General features: G+C 39.8%; 16 protein-coding genes and 1 pseudogene. 3 read left to right on the top strand and 14 right to left on the bottom strand.

What is annotated here, in order from left to right; all coding sequences use genetic code 11:
* Positions 1-82: 82 nt before the first annotated feature.
* From BLR64_RS00925 to BLR64_RS00915, 3 genes are all read right to left on the bottom strand, one after another.
* Positions 83-1,240 (bottom strand): hypothetical protein, encoded by a 1,158-nt coding sequence (locus BLR64_RS00925; RefSeq protein WP_090711283.1) that lies wholly within the window; start codon positions 1,238-1,240, stop codon positions 83-85.
* Between the two features lie 273 nt (positions 1,241-1,513).
* Positions 1,514-1,885 (bottom strand): ASCH domain-containing protein, encoded by a 372-nt coding sequence (locus tag BLR64_RS00920; RefSeq protein ID WP_090711281.1) that lies wholly within the window; start codon positions 1,883-1,885, stop codon positions 1,514-1,516.
* On the bottom strand, positions 1,863-2,918 hold the full coding sequence (locus BLR64_RS00915) for an N-acetyltransferase (protein WP_090711279.1): 1,056 nt from the start codon (positions 2,916-2,918) through the stop codon (positions 1,863-1,865). The genes BLR64_RS00920 and BLR64_RS00915 overlap by 23 nt, the downstream gene beginning before the upstream one ends.
* A gap of 1,117 nt (positions 2,919-4,035) precedes the next feature.
* On the opposite strand from BLR64_RS00915, the pseudogene BLR64_RS00910 reads away from it, so the two are divergent.
* Positions 4,036-5,229, top strand: a pseudogene (locus BLR64_RS00910) (IS256 family transposase).
* Between the two features lie 224 nt (positions 5,230-5,453).
* Here the strand turns inward: BLR64_RS00910 and BLR64_RS00905 are convergent.
* Positions 5,454-7,709, bottom strand: coding sequence for a heavy metal translocating P-type ATPase (locus BLR64_RS00905; protein ID WP_244157569.1), 2,256 nt, complete (start codon positions 7,707-7,709; stop codon positions 5,454-5,456).
* A 199-nt stretch (positions 7,710-7,908) separates the two neighbouring features.
* On the opposite strand from BLR64_RS00905, the gene BLR64_RS00900 reads away from it, so the two are divergent.
* The gene (locus BLR64_RS00900) at positions 7,909-8,274 is read left to right on the top strand and encodes an ArsR/SmtB family transcription factor (RefSeq protein WP_090711277.1); all 366 of its coding nucleotides are present in this window, start codon (positions 7,909-7,911) and stop codon (positions 8,272-8,274) included.
* A gap of 63 nt (positions 8,275-8,337) precedes the next feature.
* Here BLR64_RS00900 and BLR64_RS00895 read toward each other — a convergent pair whose 3' ends face one another.
* The 5 genes from BLR64_RS00895 to BLR64_RS00875 all read right to left on the bottom strand — a co-directional run bounded on the left by BLR64_RS00895 (position 8,338) and on the right by BLR64_RS00875 (position 12,254).
* Positions 8,338-8,979 (bottom strand): TVP38/TMEM64 family protein, encoded by a 642-nt coding sequence (locus BLR64_RS00895; RefSeq protein WP_090711275.1) that lies wholly within the window; start codon positions 8,977-8,979, stop codon positions 8,338-8,340.
* A gap of 60 nt (positions 8,980-9,039) precedes the next feature.
* Positions 9,040-10,233: a murein hydrolase activator EnvC family protein gene (locus tag BLR64_RS00890; RefSeq protein ID WP_090711273.1), complete on the bottom strand. Its 1,194-nt coding sequence runs from the start codon at positions 10,231-10,233 to the stop codon at positions 9,040-9,042.
* 230 nt (positions 10,234-10,463) lie between these two features.
* Positions 10,464-11,336, bottom strand: coding sequence for a M56 family metallopeptidase (locus BLR64_RS00885; protein WP_090711271.1), 873 nt, complete (start codon positions 11,334-11,336; stop codon positions 10,464-10,466).
* Complete coding sequence (locus BLR64_RS00880) at positions 11,333-11,758, bottom strand: BlaI/MecI/CopY family transcriptional regulator (protein WP_090711269.1); 426 nt, start codon at positions 11,756-11,758, stop codon at positions 11,333-11,335. The genes BLR64_RS00885 and BLR64_RS00880 overlap by 4 nt, the downstream gene beginning before the upstream one ends.
* Before the next feature lie 19 nt (positions 11,759-11,777).
* Positions 11,778-12,254, bottom strand: coding sequence for a C40 family peptidase (locus BLR64_RS00875; RefSeq protein WP_090711267.1), 477 nt, complete (start codon positions 12,252-12,254; stop codon positions 11,778-11,780).
* 245 nt (positions 12,255-12,499) lie between these two features.
* On the opposite strand from BLR64_RS00875, the gene BLR64_RS29930 reads away from it, so the two are divergent.
* The gene (locus BLR64_RS29930) at positions 12,500-12,766 is read left to right on the top strand and encodes a hypothetical protein (protein WP_139171893.1); all 267 of its coding nucleotides are present in this window, start codon (positions 12,500-12,502) and stop codon (positions 12,764-12,766) included.
* A 114-nt stretch (positions 12,767-12,880) separates the two neighbouring features.
* On the opposite strand, the gene BLR64_RS00865 is transcribed toward BLR64_RS29930, so the two are convergent.
* The 5 genes from BLR64_RS00865 to BLR64_RS00845 form a co-directional block, all read right to left on the bottom strand.
* On the bottom strand, positions 12,881-13,504 hold the full coding sequence (locus tag BLR64_RS00865) for a class I SAM-dependent methyltransferase (RefSeq protein ID WP_090711263.1): 624 nt from the start codon (positions 13,502-13,504) through the stop codon (positions 12,881-12,883).
* A gap of 73 nt (positions 13,505-13,577) precedes the next feature.
* Positions 13,578-15,305: a thiol reductant ABC exporter subunit CydC gene (gene cydC, locus BLR64_RS00860; RefSeq protein WP_090711260.1), complete on the bottom strand. Its 1,728-nt coding sequence runs from the start codon at positions 15,303-15,305 to the stop codon at positions 13,578-13,580.
* Positions 15,302-17,050, bottom strand: a complete 1,749-nt coding sequence (gene cydD, locus BLR64_RS00855; protein ID WP_090711258.1) for a thiol reductant ABC exporter subunit CydD — start codon at positions 17,048-17,050, stop codon at positions 15,302-15,304. Before cydD ends, cydC begins: the two co-directional genes overlap by 4 nt.
* Before the next feature lie 40 nt (positions 17,051-17,090).
* The gene (locus BLR64_RS00850; protein WP_090711257.1) at positions 17,091-18,107 is read right to left on the bottom strand and encodes a cytochrome d ubiquinol oxidase subunit II; all 1,017 of its coding nucleotides are present in this window, start codon (positions 18,105-18,107) and stop codon (positions 17,091-17,093) included.
* Positions 18,104-19,468 (bottom strand): cytochrome ubiquinol oxidase subunit I, encoded by a 1,365-nt coding sequence (locus tag BLR64_RS00845; RefSeq protein WP_090711255.1) that lies wholly within the window; start codon positions 19,466-19,468, stop codon positions 18,104-18,106. Before BLR64_RS00845 ends, BLR64_RS00850 begins: the two co-directional genes overlap by 4 nt.
* Positions 19,469-19,531: the final 63 nt, after the last annotated feature.

The raw sequence follows: 19,531 nt of genomic DNA, 5'->3' as shown, positions 1-19,531 counted from the left end.
AGTAAGTTACTTTTTCGTTATTTGAAACATCTGCTCTTCATTCGAAGATGAATTTAAAATTTTATATTTTTTTTGATTCAAGCTAGAGTATAATTTTTTCGAAACAAAACTGCTTTATAACAAGATTAGCCAACCTTTTGAGTACCTCTGTCCAATATCTATCCTTGGATTCCGGATGTAAAACCTCTATAGTTGGTACAGTCAAAGTAAACTTGGTGTCTCCTTTTCCGTGTACAATACTATTTCTATAGTTATATAAGGAAGTTGAGAATGCAGAGATATCAGTATTTTCAATAATCTCGCAATCTTTTGCGTAGTGAATGACTTCTTCGACACCAAATATATTGCTAAGAAGATTCTTTAAAAGATCCAACTCTTTTATTCCATATATATTGCTTAACTCTTTAATCAATTTGTCCATATCCTGTGATTCATTATAAGTTTCAACGCTATGTTTAATATTAGATTTTTTATTTATTATGAAAAAAAATTCAATTGTACGATAGTAGTACATTGGATCATTTCCACTTCTTGCCCTGTTGAAAAATGCAATTGGCTCTAAATATTTAATAGGTTCAATATAAATATCATCAAATTCTTCTCTTTCGCCAGGATCATTCCATATCGTGTCTTCTCCATGATATTGATAAGGAATAATCCTTGGATGATCTCCGATCCCCTCAAATTCAGGAGCATCATACTTAGCCATTATAAACAGGATTTGCTGCAAATAATTCTCTAGCTTTTCAATTGGAAAATTATTAAGTTTTATTGTTTTCAAGGTTTCCCAAGAAATGAATGTTTTATCATCTCCAAAAGAATTAAATAACAATTTGTATAATAAACTTGGCTCTGAAATCTCTATTTCACTTTCACCAATATCAAAATTATCATTGTAATTTGGATGTTCATAAAAGAGAGAATCATAAGTTATAAGAAACTCTGCATAATTATTTTTTTTCAAAAGAAAACCACAGTCCTCAAAAATTTCTATAAACTTATTTTCATGTTCAATGTATTTTTTATTAAATGAATACAGAATCTCACGAGCTGCATCAAAAGAGATTCCTACCTTATCCTGCCTTAAGTAATCCAGTTTTAGAGTAAAATCAAAATCTTTATGGGAAATTTCAAACCTTTCATCATCCAATCGTAAAACTGTAAAATCTTCCATGAAATCATAAATATATCGATGTTCCAGTTCAGTCACCAATTCACTCAGTAATGAATTATTAATCATAAAACCTCCACTTAATGAATGCCCTGATTCACTAGTTTAAAATTGTCTTTAAAACAAAACAATCCTTTTAGAAGAGACAAGAAAGAAGAGAACTCTACGTTTGGCGCAGGTCTACAGCAATACATATATTCACAATAAACTTTGAGATTTCTAGCTCTAATATGGCCAGGGACTATATGTCAAAGTTATTTCTACCAAGTAGTATTATATTTGATTAAATATAAGTTTGCTTTTCAAGCATTCAATCAGTTCTTTACACATAAACCATATTTGTTATGTTATGTAACAAAATGATTGAGGAGCATAGAAGGAATCAAATTCAAGCTTTGGATCAATTGGCTTCTCATATCTCACTGGGTCGATTATCTTAATTGCATAACCTTCGTGTCTGTTTGCAAAATATTCTTTAAAGAACTTTGCGCTAACCCCAGCAAATTTTTTCGTTTCATTCCAGATTAACTCTGGACTATCGAATAGGATAGTATCAACTTTAAACTCTCCTACTATTAGCCCTTCAGGCATCGTGGAATATACAACAATCGTATCTACATTTTTTTTAAAAATGACTTTTCTATATTCGTATTTTTTTTCTCCGTTAAATATTTTTTCTACATATTCAGGTTTAATTGATAATAAGACTTTCATAAACATCACCTAAAGTTAGTATTTTTTCAAACTCTTGATCCGAAAGAGTTATACAACCCCAATAGTCATTTTTGTCTAATCCGACTTCTTCAACTAATCTTTTTCGATTTAGCCTTTTTCTAAATGCAATATTATATGTCATTTTGATTATGTAAACTCGCCCTTTTTTATACCAGTATTCTAGTAGTTCTGAATCCGTTAAAACAGAATAACTCTTACAATACTTCATATATGATTCCAAACTTGAAAAATCACGAGGACTTTTAACTTCTTCAATTACACAAATTGAAGTTGCAACAGACGTGTACCACGCAACCGTATTTTCAGTTTTAGTCCTATATATTACCAACAGATCTCCAGCTTTAACAGAAGCTAATCCCGGCATTGATGAGAGATACACTTTATGTATGCTATTGGTATGAGAAACGTCCGAGATGATATCGAAGCTTTCATTATTTAAAATAGAATCAGGGAATAAGTTCGTATGATATTTAGGTTTTACTGATAACAAATGTTTAGCTTTATTTCTTGATGCGACCAGTGGATAATCATGAAGGGTGTTATTTACGATGTCTTTTAAATTTTTTGTAAATACTAATTCTTCACCTGCTGACGATGACTTTATCCCGCTTTCAATAAAACCATATTTTTTAAAAGTTTGTACTAATTTTTGATGCTTTCTGAAAACAGTAACATAAATATTCTTAATATCTTTGACAATAGCATAATCAAGAATTTTTTTTATGAATCGCTCTCCGAGTCTAGTCCCATGGGGATTAACTTTCATGGTTCCGACTTTTAGCCATAACCCGTTATCCAGTACGGGCCGAACATCATTGATTGGACCTATCTCAGTTTTCATATATAGAAAGGCTTCGAGATTGCCTGACTCATTATAAAATACTTGAGCTAACTCATTCCCCTTCTTCTTAAACCATTGTCCAAATCCAGGATAATCTTCTTTTAATGTATCAAAGAAAGGATCGTTTAGGTTAATATCATTGAAATTTTTGAAGTCTATAATTCCATCCATAACAACGCCTCCACGTATGGTAATATAGTCCAATAATACCAGACAATATACGTCGATTGTTGTCTTTTTTAGTCGTTATTAAGATTTTTTAAGTATCGTAATGAATTAGATTTAACTTAAAAAGTTTATTCTATACATTTTATCTCAGTATACCACTAAACAGCCAAAAGAAGAACTAATGTTCTGTTCAGGTGATGTTATATCATAAATAAAATCAGCGCCGTAGTATCCCCTATAGTCAGGTTAAGAGTAATAAAACCTAAAAGAAATCATATGATTAACTGTTAGCTACTATTGTGAGGAGGGTACCGCATGAAAAAATTTTACTTATCCGTGAAATTCATGGGAGTAGAAATTATCATGTGGATCAGTAAACAATACTGACCACACCAAGGGGGAGCTTCAGCCCCGAGGTGTTTAGAAAGTAAAAATAAACATTTGATTCTTTAAACTCTTTTCTTTGTAGGAGTAGAAAATCAATTCACTTTAAGCTTGAATCATAGAATTTTCATCAAAAGGTCTATCCAATATGACATAGTCATTCTCAATAGTTTTATATTCCTGAGGGTCCAATTCTTTTTTAATTTCTTCTAAAATTTCCTCAATTTAACGTAAAAATTCTGTATGCCCATCCATTAATATTAATTGTTCTAAAGTAGTTTCATTTAATTTTGTGTTATCACTACTAAGCATCCACATTAATTTCCTGCTACATTCTCAATGTTAACCCCCGGAAAGAACTCACTTATTAAATAACTCCGCTGAGAGTCTGTCTCTCTTACAATCGATTCCATTCTCTTCAAAATTGATAAATAAATTGTATATTCACAAACCTTACTAACTTCAAAATTTTCTTCATAATCATCCATAATCTTTTCGATAGAAGTTCTTATATCTGGTTGTCGTTTATTATCTTCCCTAAACATTTTCCCCACGGCTGAGTGTAATCCAGATAGAGTAAGGTATTTATATTCATTTAATTATGTTGGAAATGGACTGAAGCTGAGTCTCACGATGGCGTAAAATAAGTTGTGTACCAGTATTTGGAGCCTAGCCAGGCAACAAAAAAGTAGGGTATCCTCGGGATTGCGAAACCACCTAGGAGGAACCCTACTCGATGACTATTTTACCCGAAAACCCGCTAAATAATCTATTTGAAAATCTTGTCACTCAGTTTGTCAAAGACAACATAGAATCCATTATGCGTGCTGAAATCCAGGTGTTCATGACGAGCGAGGAAGCGGTACACGCAAAAGCCGCAACGGATACTACACGCGAAATCTGCACACGAAATACGGCAACCTGGAGGATCTGGAGGTCCCCCGCGACCGCCAGGGTCTCTTCCAAAAGCAGATGTTTGAGCCGTAACAACGCCGGGACGGGTGGCTTGAGGAGGCGGTAATCCAGATCAAAAGCGGTATGGGGACGCGGGACGTCGCCCGGTTCTTTGAAAGTATGTTCGGCAGCCAGTACTCTCCTACGACGGTCAGCAACATTACCGCTACCGTCCTTGACGATATTCACCAGTGGCAGAAACGACCGCTGAGCAAGCGCTACTCCGTGATCTACCTGGATGGACTGTACGTGAAGCTCAAACGCGGCACCGTCCTTGGCGAAGTGGTCTACTTTGCGATGGGCATCGACGAAGAAGGACAACGTCAAATCCTCGGGTTCTACATCGGTGGTCAAGAGAGTTCGAACGGCTGGCGGGAGGTCCTAAAAGACCTGTACAACCGTGGAGCTCAGGAAGTACTGTTGGGTGTGTTTGACAGGCTTCCCGGGCTCGATGCGGCCTTTAAGGAAACGTACCCTTAGGCGGATGTGCAGCATTTGTCGTGCATAAAGTGCGGGCCACGTTTCCCAAAATCCGAATCGAGCACAAAACGGATGTCCTTGAAGGGCTGAAGATGGTGTATACCGCACGGGATGAGGAGTTGGCCCGGGCTTGCTTTGATACGTTCAAAGCCAAGTGGAACAAGCTGCGAAAGAAACAAAGTCATGGGAAAAACAATTGCCTACGCTCCTGACATTCTACAAGTACCCGGAGCCCATCCGCAAAGCGATCTATACATCGAATCCCATTGAGCGAATGAACAAGGAAATCCGCAAGCGCCTTAAACCGATGAACAGCTTGACGAATATGGATGCAGCAGAGAAAATCGTGTACCTAGAAATGCTAGACTACAATGAACCGTTTGGGCAGCGGGTCGTCTCAGGCTTTGGGATGGACACCGTTAAAAAGAAGCTAAATGAGCTATTTGAAGCACGCTACCCTACCCTTATGTACCCGCACCTGAAGAGAAGTAGCTGATGAATCCTGTTTCTGGGGTCGGGGTTCCCCCTCCCCCAGAAACACCTACACCCTCAACCCGTAACCCCGGGGAGGTACTTCTAATCTTTTACACAAACTTCTTGACGCTACCAGTCTCACTATAAGTTCTTAAAAAATACCGCACAAAAATCGAATCGATTTTTGCGCGGTCTTTAATTTTATAGTTTTTTAACATTTCAAATGAATCTCTTTGGTGAAAACTACTACGATTGGTTCACTTTTAATACGCGCATAGCATTAAGAACTGCAATCACCGTCACCCCTACATCTGAAAATACTGCTTCCCACATTGTAGCAAAGCCAAAAGCGCCTAAAATCAAAAATGCAGCTTTTACTCCCAGTGCAAAGATGATATTCTGCCAAACAATTCGTCTGGTCCTTTTAGCAATCCGAATAGCAGACGAAATTTTTGATGGTTCATCCGTCATAATTACGATATCAGCAGCTTCAATAGCAGCATCTGACCCTAACCCCCCCATTGCGATCCCAACATCGGCTCTGGCTAACACGGGGGTATCATTAATACCGTCTCCGACAAAAATAATTTTTTCCTTGGCCGGTTTACTCTGCATTATCTTCTCGATCTCATCCACTTTGTGCTGTGGAAGTAATTCTGCATGCACTTCATCTATGCCTAATTGTTTTCCTACAGAATCACCAACTACCTTGGAGTCCCCTGTTAACATCACGGTTTTCTTAATACCTAATTCTTTTAAAGATTGTATTGCTTTTGCAGAATCATCTTTAATCTCATCTGCGATAACAATGTAGCCTGCATATTTCTTTTCGATTGCAACATGAATAACCGTCCCTGCTTCATTAGGAGTGTCAAAGGTTATTCCAAACTTGTTCATCAACTTAATGTTACCGGCTAAGACCTCATTTCCTTGAACTGCTACTTGTATCCCATGTCCTGAAATTTCATTGTAACCATCCAACCGATCTTCATTTATTTCCTTACCATAGGCAACTCTGATTGATTCAGCAATCGGATGAGTTGAATGCAATTCCGCGGCAGCTGCATATTCCAGGAGTTCATCTTTGGTATATCCGGCAACCGGTTTAATGCTAGTAACTTTAAAGGCTCCCTTAGTTAGCGTCCCCGTCTTATCAAAGACTACGTATTTCACATCATTTAAAGCTTCCAGGTAATTGCTTCCCTTGACGAGAATCCCTGTCTTAGATGCTGCACCAATTCCTCCAAAGAAACCGAGAGGAATAGAAACCACAAGCGCACACGGGCAAGATATGACCAGAAAGACAAGTGCACGGTAGATCCAATCTGAAAAAGTAGCCCCACTTAAAATTAGAGGAGGCACCACAGCCAAGAGTAAAGCGACGATTACAACTACCGGCGTGTAGTAACGTGCAAATTTTGAGATGAATTTTTCTGTCGGCGCTTTTTTACTGCTTGCATTTTCAACAAGTTCCAATATCTTGGATACCGTGGATTCTCCAAACGGTTTAGTTACTTCTATCGTTAAAACACCATTTTTATTAATAAAACCGCCCAGGACCTCGCTCCTGACTTCTACTTCCCGCGGCATTGATTCACCGGTTAGCGCAGAGGTGTCTACCGCAGAGCTTCCTTCAAGCACAATTCCATCTAATGGTACCTTTTCTCCTGGTTTTACAACAATATGGTCACCAATGTTAACCTCTTCCGGTGATACACGTTTTGTATCATTTCCGGTTTTTAGATTTGCATAATCCGGCCTGATATCTAATAACGCACTGATTGATTTACGGGATCGGTTAATGGCAATACTTTGAAACAATTCACCCACCTGATAAAAGAGCATTACTGCTACACCTTCAGGATACTCCTGTATGGCGAATGCACCGATTGTGGCTACAGACATCAGGAAGTATTCATCAAACACTTGACCACGAAGAATGTTCTTTAACGCTTGAAGGACAATATCTCCCCCGATCAGGAGATATGCTGCCAAAAAAATTGTAAATTCTACCCATCCTGTAAAAGAGCCTAATAATCCAACTGCGCCAATAACTGCACCTAAAGCTAAACGAATTAACATTATTCTTATTTTGTTTTTGCCGACGTCATGAGAATGGCCCTCATGACCATCTTCTCCATGAGAATGGCCTGCATGACCATCGCTAGCATGTGAATGGCCTTCGTGTCCCCCATGAGAATGGTTATGGTTATTTCCTTCTTTTGCACGCACTCGACTTGCCCCTCCTTTGCTCTTGATACTAACTTCAATATGCGGTTCAAGCTTATTAACCAGCTTAGTTGCCGCAGTTACAATTTCTTCATCCTTATCTTTGTTTGCCTCAAAAGACAACGTTTTATTCACAAAATTTACAGAGCAATCTGAAACGCCTTGGATTTTTTTTACTCCATTCTCAATTTTCAAAGCACAGTTCGCACAGTCCAGTCCTTCTAACAACAATTCACGCTTCACGGTTTCTTTAGCTTGACCTAATTGTCCCAATATCGTCATCTCCTCAAAAGAAATATATATGAGCAAGTGTTCATGTATTAATTACATTATATGCTTACTCATTTATCCAAGTCAATGTTTTAGCAGCGATTAGCAAACAATGTGGCATGGCTTAGTTTGCTAAGATAATAGATTTTTCAGCAAACATGATATACTATAAAAAAGCTGTTGATACAGGAAGGTGAAAATAATGGGCGGATACACGAACGAGGAAGATAAAGTTACAATTATCACTTCTGAAAAGGAATTTCAGTCTATAAAATCAAAAATGATGAATACAACTTCAGCATCTCAAATGGCTGATTGGTTTAAAGCCTTTAGTGATTCTACTCGAATTAAAATTGTAGATGCACTTCTCCATGAAGAGTTATGCGTTAATGATCTAAGCATTTTAATTGATATGGGACAATCTGCGGTTTCTCACCAGCTAAGACTTTTAAGAAACCTACGCATCGTAAAGCGTCGAAAAGAAGGGAAAACTGTTTTTTATTCTTTGCACGACACACATATTGAACAGATTTTTCAACAAACCCTCCAACACTTAAGCCATGAATAATCACACTCAAACAGGCCGGTGCATAACCCGACCTGTTATTGTTATCAGATTTTCTTTTTAATCTTATGGTTCATTTTCTGTGTTCCGAAAGGCTGAAATATTGTAAAAAAACTTCTTATAAAACACATATACGACGAATAAAAAAACAGCATAGATTATAAGTATTGGCAACAAGTATTGCGAACCAGATACTGTTGAGATACCAAGATAGGCAAATACGAGCATCGTAGGGATTTTGCCCAAGAACGTTGCAATTACGTACGAAAAAAAAGAAATCCTTAACCAACCTGAGTATCCATTAATCAGCATCGCGGGGATAAATGATAGCAGCCGACCAATAAGAATAAATAGGAATGGCCGACGCTGAACATGTTCATTCCATACGAACAGCTTATTTTGGGAACTAATATGATTCGCTCTTCCTCTCGTTGCAAAAATCCAATAGGAAAAAACCGCAGCCAGCGTCGATGAGAATAAACTCATCGCTCCCCCAGTCCAAACTCCGTATTTGATACCCAGAATTCCTGATACAAGAGCAAAAGGAATAATCGGAAACATTGCAATTACGGAGGAAACCAGCAATATGATGGGCCAACTGTTAGGAGCCAGATTGTCAAGCCAAGAGAGCAGTTCCCCCCTCAAAGTATAAATAGAAATGAGTGAGGCTATATAAAAGACTCCGACAACAACCTTACGTCTATGCATCTATTCCCCTGTTCCTCTTGCAAACTATGGCTTTCATTAATAAAGTGCTCTGAGAATCATTTACAAATAAGGCATTGGATTTACTGCTTTTCCGTTTTTACGAACTTCGAAATGTAAATGAGGTCCAGTTGAATTCCCCGTACTACCTACCTCAGCAATTTTTTGTCCACGCTTAACAATTTGACCTTTTTCCACTTTTATTCCGTTATTACGAATATGAGGGTAAAGGGTCCATAGGTTGTTCCCGTGATCGATAACAACAGTATTTCCATACCCTCCCCACCATTCCGCAACAATAACTACACCGTCTTCTGCAGCTCTAATATCTGTTCCTTCAGTCGCTGCCATGTCAACTCCATTATGATTTTTTACTTTTCCTGTAATGGGGTGCACCCTGCTGCCAAAATCGGAGGATATTCGGGCATTTGACACAGGCAACGCCATTGTCCCACCATTACCTACAAAATTTTTAGAATAAGTATAGACCTTTTCTGTTTTCAGCTTATTTTTCTCCTTTTCTAATGCTGCTCTTTTCGCTGCAAGTTCGACTAGAACTGCTTCCTGCTCTTCGGATACAGCCTCAGACTCCTCTAAATTATTATTGAATTTTGCTATAAGCTCTTGTTTTTCTTCCTCCTTCTGCTTCAGAACATTTTTACGTGCTTCTGCATTAGCATAAAGATCTTTGATTTTTGCGTAGTATCCTTCCAATTCTTGCTGTTGCTGCTCAATTAGCACTCTATCCTTTTCTTCTTCAGATAATATCATCCGGTCTTGATTAATGATATCCTGTATCACGTTAATACGCTCCAAGAAATTCCCAAAGCTAGTTGATGAAAATAGTACATTCAAATATGAAACTTCACCTTCAGTATACATGAAACGAATCCGTGACTCCAACCACGTTCGGCGCTCTTCTATTCGCAATTTAATTTCATTCAGTTTCGTCGAACTTTCACGTAAGTTCTCTTCTGTTTGGTCAATATCCGAAGCTATTCGTGTCAAGTCCATCCCTACAGCTTCCATTTCATTTAACACTTGCTGTAGATATTGTTGATTTTTATTCACATAATGCTGGGCTTCCTGTTTCTCATTTTCCGACTCTTCCTTCTTATCCTCGGCTCGTTCGGCTTGCTTTTGAAGCTGAGACAATTCTTTGTCTATTTCGCTTTTTGTTTTAGCAAAGCCATGCCCAGGTTGAATAATAAAGAATATTAAAAAGATTATTACTATTGTAAAACTCCGCTTCTTCATTACTATTACTCCGATCTTTTCTAGATATAGTGCAGCATAAATTGATTATTCCTCTAGAAATTTATCATTAATAAAATCCAGTTTAACAATATACTACATTAAGTAGTTTAATGAATTTGATCTAATACTGTCTAATATAGCGTCCCGGTAGAACCATTCGACAAAATATAAAAGACACTCCCTTATGCGAGAAAGTGTCTTAATATTCACAAGTAAAACTTAATCCAACCTTACATGCAACTGAAAACAACGATTATTAACATGATCTGCAGCATAAAAAGAGATATCGTCATCTCTTTCCAATTAAATAATGGAATCTTGAGTCTATGATCGGGTTCAATCAATTGCTTTAGACGATAATTAATAGCTTCATTCGCAAAATGCACACTAAAATTTTGACTTTCAAATTTTTCGCTTTTTATAACTGCAAGCAGCACATGTGATATTGGAGCATCGCTTCCCATTCGCTTGATTGAATATCGATCTGCAAGCAGTTCCATCCAAACCTCATAGTGCTTGACTAATTCTTTTAATACAGGTAGAAAAGCGAAGCATTCAGCCAGCACATTTAATAAAAGTAATTGTAACGGATGACGTGATTTATAATGATACAACTCGTGATAAATAATGGCCTCAAGTTCCTTTTCATTAAAATGTTCAACAACAAAAGAGGAGAGGACAATCTTGGGTCTAAAGAATCCAACAGTCATAGCTATCATTTGGGGTTCATCCAAAATAATAAAACGTATCTTCTCCAGCTTAAATTTAGTAATCACAAGATTAGATTTTTTGAGATCACTGTAAGCATCTACGTACTGATTCCAATTCCGGTATTCCTTGACTTGCCGAATTACATTCTTACAAAATATCGCTACCGAAAATATAAGTAATGCATTTAATACAAGTTCCCAAATAAAATGATTTGTAAGTACATCTGTAGTTACATCTAAAAATGCTTTGAAAAGATTAGTGTTTAACGACACATCCTGTATTTGATGTAGTATATTAATTCCAAGCATGCCAGTAACCAATGCAAATGTAATCCCAACAGCTATTAGTGCAAATCTGGTTTGTAGAGGTAAGCGCAAAGTTAACTGCTTCATGATTTATTTCTCATCATATCCAGTTTCTGAATTAGTCTATCAATCAAATCCGGGTCGGCTTTATCCAAATTATCTACCAGATGGCTTACCATTAAGGAGCCAAAGTCTTCTACTAAGCCGTCTGTGACCATTTTGGTCTGTTCAATAATAAACTGCTCCTTATCCTGCGTAGGGGAAAAATAAGTGATCTTATTTCTTCCCTTTCCATTCGAGTCTTTAAACAGATGTCCCTTATCTGAAAGTCTAACCATCACAGTCATAACTGTATTTAGAGCAATGGGACTTTCATTGTCAATGATCTCATGGACTTGTTTAATGGTCAGCCTTCCTTTCAACCAAAGGATCTCCATGATTTTGGTTTCAAGAGTACCAAAAAAGCGATGAAGGCCAACCTCATTTAAGTTGATTTTTTTCACTTGCATAAATCAACCCTCCAGCAAATTATTTGTGAATTTCTTTGGTGACTTTTTCAAACATTGAATTGCTTAGGACTCTGCGCGCAGTTACGTATCTATCCTTGTAATACCCTTCGGATAAGCTGCTTATGGTAACTCCCTTACTGGTTGAAGAGTGAGCAAACTTATTCTCACCTATGTAGATACCTGCATGTGAAATGCCTCGGCCATTTGTATTAAAGAAAACGAGATCTCCCGCACGCAAATCTTCTTTTTCGACATAACTACCTGTTTTAGCCTGTGTTTGAGAAGTCCGCGGTAAATCCAGTTTATAATTGTCCATAATATGTAGAATGAAGCCAGAACAATCGAACCCAGCAGTCGTGGTCCCTCCATATTTATATGGAGTTCCGATCACCTCACTAACCTCGCTCTCAATCGAATTACCATTAGCATATGTACTTGTACCAAGAGCCCCAAACGCGATCGTTGCACCCAATAAGGATATTAATATTCTTTTCAAAAATATGCTCCTCCTTATGAATATTGCTAATATTAAATGCTAAAAGATTGTTATAGCGGTAAATCTTACGTTTGTGAAACCAATTTATTAACGTTTTGTCACATTACACATTGTAGTATATTATTTTTCACTTTGTCAACGATGTTTCATTCAATTATTCCATATTTCTAGATTATTGTATAAAACGAGTCGTTTTTTCCGACAATATTTTTTGTATCAAAATTCGCTGGAAGGAATGAAATAAAATGTCAAATCACGAATGGCAGCATATTCACATCCCGGAGCACTATGAATTTGTAGCCCATGGAAACCATGTTGACCTTGGCGAACATGAAACAGCCCACATCGGATTTATCAAAGCAGGAGAAGGCGAGGTATATCCCACAGGATTCCCACCAACACTTGAAGTTCCCCATGGACTCCATTGGGTAGGCATCCCTGGCCATTACGACAAACACGAAGATCACGGGCACTTTCAGGCACCTCATTGGGGGCTGCACGGAAAACACTAATAAGTGAACGTGAGGATCTATCAACCCATAAGTTGAGCACTTTGATTAGTGGACAACTTATGGGTTGCTTGTAATTACTCACAAACAACTGACTAATAAACGTTGATCTAGGAGTTACTTCACTTTTTCCAATATGATTTTCCTGTACATTCCATTAAACATAACAGGAGTGTCTTGATGTATTTTTAACTGATCATTAAAAGGTTGTATGATTTCTTGGAAACTCCGTCCTATATCCGTTCCCAATAATGAAACAAGCGGACGTAAAAGTTTTTTAGATATTGAGAGTTTCCCCTTAACAGTTTCAAATTTATCAAAAATTAATACAGTCCCTTCACCCTTGGTTACTCTAGAAATTTCACCCATGCAACGTTTGGCGTCAGGAACAACTGAGAGAATAAGGCTTGCTATGACTAGATCAAAAGTCTGCTCAGGAAAATCAAGACTTTGCGCATCCATCTCAATAAATCTAATGTCCATTTCGGTGCTCACTCTTGCCCTTGCTGATGCTAACATAGATGGTGAAAGATCTATTGCCGTTATCTTAACGCCTAAAGTATTAAAATACTCAAGATCGGCGCCTGTGCCGACCCCGACAAACAAAACGTGTTGACCTTGAGTTACGGATAATCCTTCGAATACTTTACTTCTTGCTTTTAGAAATACACCTGAATTAAATACTTTGTCATAAAAAGGAGTCCAGATTCTATAAATCATTTTATTCCACTTATTATTCATATGCATCTCCAATATGAGTTGGATTTGGATTAATCTCTAGTGGTAATAACCTCAGGCTTTTCATAATTCAATGTTAATCACCAGCACTGCTAATAACTTGAGACTCAATTTGCTTCATTCTGTAAAAGTATCCTTGTAGCTCCATTAATTCAGTGAATGTGCCTGTCTCTACAACCCGTCCCTGTTCCATAACAACAATTTGATCCATTATTTCCAGGCCAGCCAGCCGGTGACTGACCAGCACCAGAGTGTCGTCTACCGCTCGATTCATCAGTTGAAGAAGCACAAGGCGCTCTGTGACGTAGTCCAATGAGGAGGTAGGCTCATCCAGCAACCACAGCCGCCCCGTCTGAAGTATTGCTCTAGCCATAGCCAGGCGCTGTTTCTCCCCATCCGATAAGTTCTCTCCTCTTTCAAAGACGGAATCATCCAAACTGGTATTTATAAGCTGTACTTTAACCAGTACTGCTGTCAGCTCCGCATCAGTGTACCGCCCCTCCTCTGCCAACAGGTTATCTCGAATAGTCCCCCGGTAGAAATGACTATGCTGCAGCACAACATTTGAATTACGCCAAATGTCCTCTTCATCCAGTTGACTGATTAAAACACCGTTCATGTAAATATCGCCGCTTACCGGATTCCTTAATTTAAGCAGCAGCTCAAGCAGCGTACTTTTACCTGATCCACTTGGACCTACAATTGCTGTTTTTGAACCGGATGGCAGAGCAAACGTTACCTCCCGAAGCACCGGTCTCCAGTCACCTTCATACTGGTAAGATACTTCGCGCAAGTTAATGGATAGCGCTGTATTACCTGGAAATTCTCTAAGGCTCTGCTTATTTGGCACTTCTGCGGATAACACTGTTTCGGTCAGCCGCTCAGCGGCATATTCACTGTCTTGTTTATAAGCTGGCAACGTAGCCATAGGTGCAGCCTCTTCAAATGCTGTATTCGATGTCATTACGAGCATGGCAAGAAATACGCCTGCAAGCGAATCCTGCACGATCAGATAGGCGCTGAGCACAAGAACGCTCCATGATACCAGAAAGGTGAGAAATATGTGCAGCGATTGTCCTCGGAGCAGTCGCACAGCATCTTCACGCTGATTGGCGCCAAGCTCTGCGGAAGCAAGTTCCAGTTCTTCTTTCAACGGTTTCAAGTAACCATATACTTTAATATCACGGAACCCATACAGCATTTCAGTAACATTATTTGCAAAAGCTGCACGCTGTTGACGGACAAGGCCATGAAATTTCCGCTGGCCTGACATCACAATTGCCGGAATGACAAAAGTCGCTATCAGCATACCCAATACAAACACTAACGCAATCCAAACCGAATAGATCGAAGTGAATAGTACAGTAGCCAAAAATACCATTATAACCATGACAGGTGGATACGCCACTCGCAAAAAGTAAAACTGTAAGCTCTCAACATCTCCGACAATGCGTGTAAGAAGCTCACCACTTCGCTTATTACTTAAAACTCCAGGCGCCAGAGGCAGCAGCTTGACAAAAAAAGCTGTTCTCAACCTGCTAAGCAAGGAAAACGTAGCTCTGTGCGAATACAATCGTTCTCCGTAACGACTTGCCGCCCTTACCAAACCAAGGATTTTGACGAGCGAGGTAAGCACGATAAGTGTATATAATGGGGGAGCGAAAACAGTTTTTGAGATGAGGTATCCACTTGCGCCGAACAGCCCAACCCCTGCAATGCCGGCGATAAAGCCACCGACAATGGAAAGTGCAATATCTTTGCGTTCCCGGATCATCAACTGAGTAAAAATCGCCAGTTCTTTCATGATAATCCTCCTCTATGCTGAATATCGACCATTTCGGCATACTGAGGCAGCCGGGCAAGCAGTTCTTCATGTCTTCCGACATCTGCCAATTTACCATGTTCCATGAATAAGATTCGGTCCGCATGCCGAATCGTGTATAAACGGTGCGCTACGGTAAGCACTGTAGCATCCTTGGTAAGCGCGGTTATGGATTGCTGGAGTATATTTTCAGTATGCAAGTCAAGTCCGACAGTTGGCTCGTCGAACAAAATAACCGAAGGACGTTTCAAAAAAGCGCGCGCTAAGGCCAGCCTCTGCTTCTCTCCTCCTGATAGACCCCGGCCACCTTCACCTACAATGGTATCGTAACCTTGATCAAGCTCTGCTACGAGCATCGCAAGGCCCGCTGCTTCTGCCGCCTGGAATACTTCCGCCCTGGATGCATGGTCCTTTACGCCGATTGCTATATTATCATATAGCGTACCCGCAAAAATATAAGGATGCTGTGTAATATAGCTGATTTGATTGAACCAAATAGCAAGGTCGGTCCGGTTTAACGGCTGGCCGTTCACCAGAACTTGTCCGGACGATGGCTGGAGCAATCCGGATACGATATGAAGCAACGTACTTTTACCGGAACCGCTAGGACCAACAATTGCAATCTTTTCGCCGGGATGCAGAATAAGCTGACCTGTCTGAAGCTCGAAAGAATCTGGACGATAATGAAAAGATATATTGTTCAACTCAATGGAAAGCTTGCCGCTTTCTAGCTGTATAGTTGTTAAGTTTGTTTCATCAACAGAGTTACCTGCTTCCTTCAACAACCTTTCTACCTTCCTGATCGCCCCCATACTGGTTCGGCCGCTGTGAAATGCCGTTCCTGTATTCTTTAAAAGATTATAGAATTCAGGCACCAGCAGCAGCACCAAAAAAGCGGGGTGGAAGGTAATAGAGTTGAATATAACCAACTGAAGTGCCAATTCAATTGCGACAATACCGATGCTAAGCATAACCACAATCTCAAGCATGAATGTGTTCGTAAAGGCTATTTGCAAAATGCCCATAGTGGCATCCCGAAAGGCTAAGCTGTTGCGCTCAATTTCACGCTCTTGCCGTGCCGCTTTGCCGAACAATTTTAAGGAAACAAGACCTTGCAGAGAGTCAAGAAACGTTCCAGAAAATTGGGCTAACTGATCAAACTTCTCATCTGCCCTCTTCTTCGTGTTCAGCCCGGCCAATATCATAAACAGAGGAATAAACGGAGCTGAGGCCAACATAATATATCCTGAATTTGCATGCAATCCGAATACAAACCCCAGTATTATCAGGGGAATAACGCTTCCTTCGATCATCCTAGGCATGTATTGGCTAAAATAGCTTTCTGCTTCATCCACCGCATCCAGCGCTACGCTAACTTTCCCGCCGGTTTGCCCGTCCAATGCCACTGCCAGTGAAGCGTCACTCAGCCCCCGCAGGAGCTGAGAACGCATTTCCGTTTTGGCACTTTCCGCCATTTTCAGTCCGACATAGCCATTTCCATAAGAAATCAAGGCACGGGTGGCCATTACTGCCAGTAATGCGAACAATAGAGAAGCCACTGAGGCAAGTGAAGCTCGTTCAACAAAAATACGCTGTACACTTTCTGCAAGTAGCGCTGCTTGGCCGGTGACCGCGGCGCCGAGCATAACAGAGAACCCGGTTAAGAGAAGCATCCTCTTTCTTTGAAGTGACATTAGCTCTGATAGTAATCCTGCTTTTCTGCTCATACATCATCTCCTCCTTTCATCATCAGAATGTAAGACCATCTTATTTGTTCCCTTTCACATAATCAGCATCAAAAAGGAATAGACGGAACACCAAAATTAGGGACGGGATTAGCAGGAGTAAACCACCAATAAATGCTGAAACCAGCGCAATTCCCATTGCTTCTTGTGTAGCCCCCTCTTGAATGGTGATGTACGGGTCGAGGATGTACGGATATTGGCCAATTCCATAAGCAAAGAAAGCACACAAAAACTGCAGCATAATGCACATGAAGGCCAGACCGTAACGCTGCCCTTTATAGAGCAACCATATAGCAACAAGAAAAAAGCCTACGGAAAGAGCTAACAGCCACCATAAATCCATCATGTTATTGAAATGCCGTTCATTATGCACACTTAAGTAAATAATTGCAGTAAAGGCGGCGATGATTGTCGGCGTACTCCAAAACAGAGCGAACGTACGAAGGAGTTTCAAAGCCGGTTGATCGTTTGCCCGTGCTGCGTAGAAAGATAGAAAAGCACCACTGATAAACAGTACTGAAACAACAGACAGTCCAACAATGCTCCATGACAAGGGACTTGTTAGAAGAGTCCAGTATTTTAGGGAAACCACTCCGCCATTCTCTATAATGAAGCCACCTTCAGAAACTGTTAGCGCAACGGACAAAGAGGCTGGAATGAGCAGACCTGTTGCACCATATAGGAACAGGTATATGAGACTTTTTTTGGAGCCGTAGTTCTCAAAAGCATAGAAAGAACCGCGAATCGCCAGAAGTACTACGGCAATACTTCCAGGTACAATTAGGGAAGAGCCATAGTAATAGGCCGTACTCGGAAAGAACCCGATAATGCCGATGAGAAAAAAGACGAAAAAGACATTTGTAATCTCCCAGACCGGTGATAAATACCGGGAGATCAAGCGGTTAATCAAATGGTCCTGCTTTGTTGCCTTAGCATAAAATGCGAAAAATCCAGCACCAAAGTCAATGGAAGCTACGATTAGATAACCATACAAAAACAACCATAATACTGAAATTCCAACTAATTCATAATTAATCATACGGGTTCACCTTTTTCTTCCAGGCGCACTTGTTTTGCTTTAGCTGCTTTTTCCAGTTCTGCTTCGACTGAACGATTGCGGAATAGACGTCGCAACACCAAAACGCACAATGTCCCCAGTACAATATAGAGTAACAGAAATACGAAAAACAGAATCCGTACACTAGGCGAAGATGTCGCCGCTTCTTCTACGCGCATGTAACCACGGATCATCCAAGGCTGACGTCCAATTTCAGCATAAAACCAGCCCAATTCAACTCCCAAGAAAGCCAAAGGTGTAGTTAGTACTATGCCTCGGAGCAGCCAACGGTTGAATTCGTCCCTTTTTTTCCAAAATACAAATACGAAATATAGAACTGAAATGGCAAGCAACATAAACCCTGTTCCAGCCATGAGATCAAATAAATAATGTACGATCAGCGGTGGTTGCTCATCGAGTGGAAACTCATCCAATCCTGTAACCTCGGAATTGAAATCACCGAAGGCAAGAAAGCTAAGTGCTTTTGGAATGCGGAGTGCCCCAACGACTTCTCTTTCGGCGTTCAGCCATCCAAGTAAGATCAGGTCAGCTCCTTTTTCAGTTTCAAAATGCCATTCGGCTGCAGCCAGCTTCTCCGGCTGATGCTCGGCCAGAAACTTAGCAGAGATGTCCCCGGCGAGCGCTGTCAAAATGCTGAATATTAGTACGACAGACATCATCAGCTTTAAAGCTTTTTTTGCATAAACTGTAGGCCCTTTCTTTAAAATCGAGAAAGCAGCAATTCCAGCCAGCAATGCTGCGCCGGTTAAATAGGCCGATGACAGGACATGAAACACTTTGGATGGAGTTGCTGTATTGAACATTGCCTGAAGCGGATTTACTGCTGTAAATTGGCCGGCTTCCAGTAAAAATCCTTCAGGCTGGTTCATGAAGCCATTCACCGTGGTGATAAAGAATGCTGACATGGTAGCCCCAGCAACGATAGGTAGCGTAAGCAGCCAGTGGATATAGGGATTACGGAAACGGTCCCATGTGTACAAATAAATTCCTAGGAAAATCGCTTCAAAGAAAAATGCGAATACCTCCATAAACAAGGGAAGCGCAATAACGTTGCCTGCCATTTGCATAAAGTTAGGCCAAACAATCGCTAGCTGCAATGCAATTGCTGTTCCGGTCACTACTCCAACAGCGACGGAAATTATAAATCCTCTAGTCCATCTTTTTGCCATCAAAGAGTAATGCTTATCGCGTTTTCGTATACCTATAAATTCCGCAATCGATATCATTAACGGAATACCGACTCCAACGGTGGCAAAGATAACGTGAAATGTTAAAGTTAGTCCTGTCAATAATCTACTCCATAGTACTGTGTCAATAGCCAAACTAAACAACACCTCCATAACATGAATACTTGCTCATTTATTCAATTAAATTTTAATCATTAT

The organism is Paenibacillus typhae (assembly GCF_900099765.1).
Classification (GTDB): Bacteria; Bacillota; Bacilli; order Paenibacillales; family Paenibacillaceae; genus Paenibacillus_AQ; species Paenibacillus_AQ typhae.
This window is presented reverse-complemented; position numbering and strand designations above follow the sequence as displayed.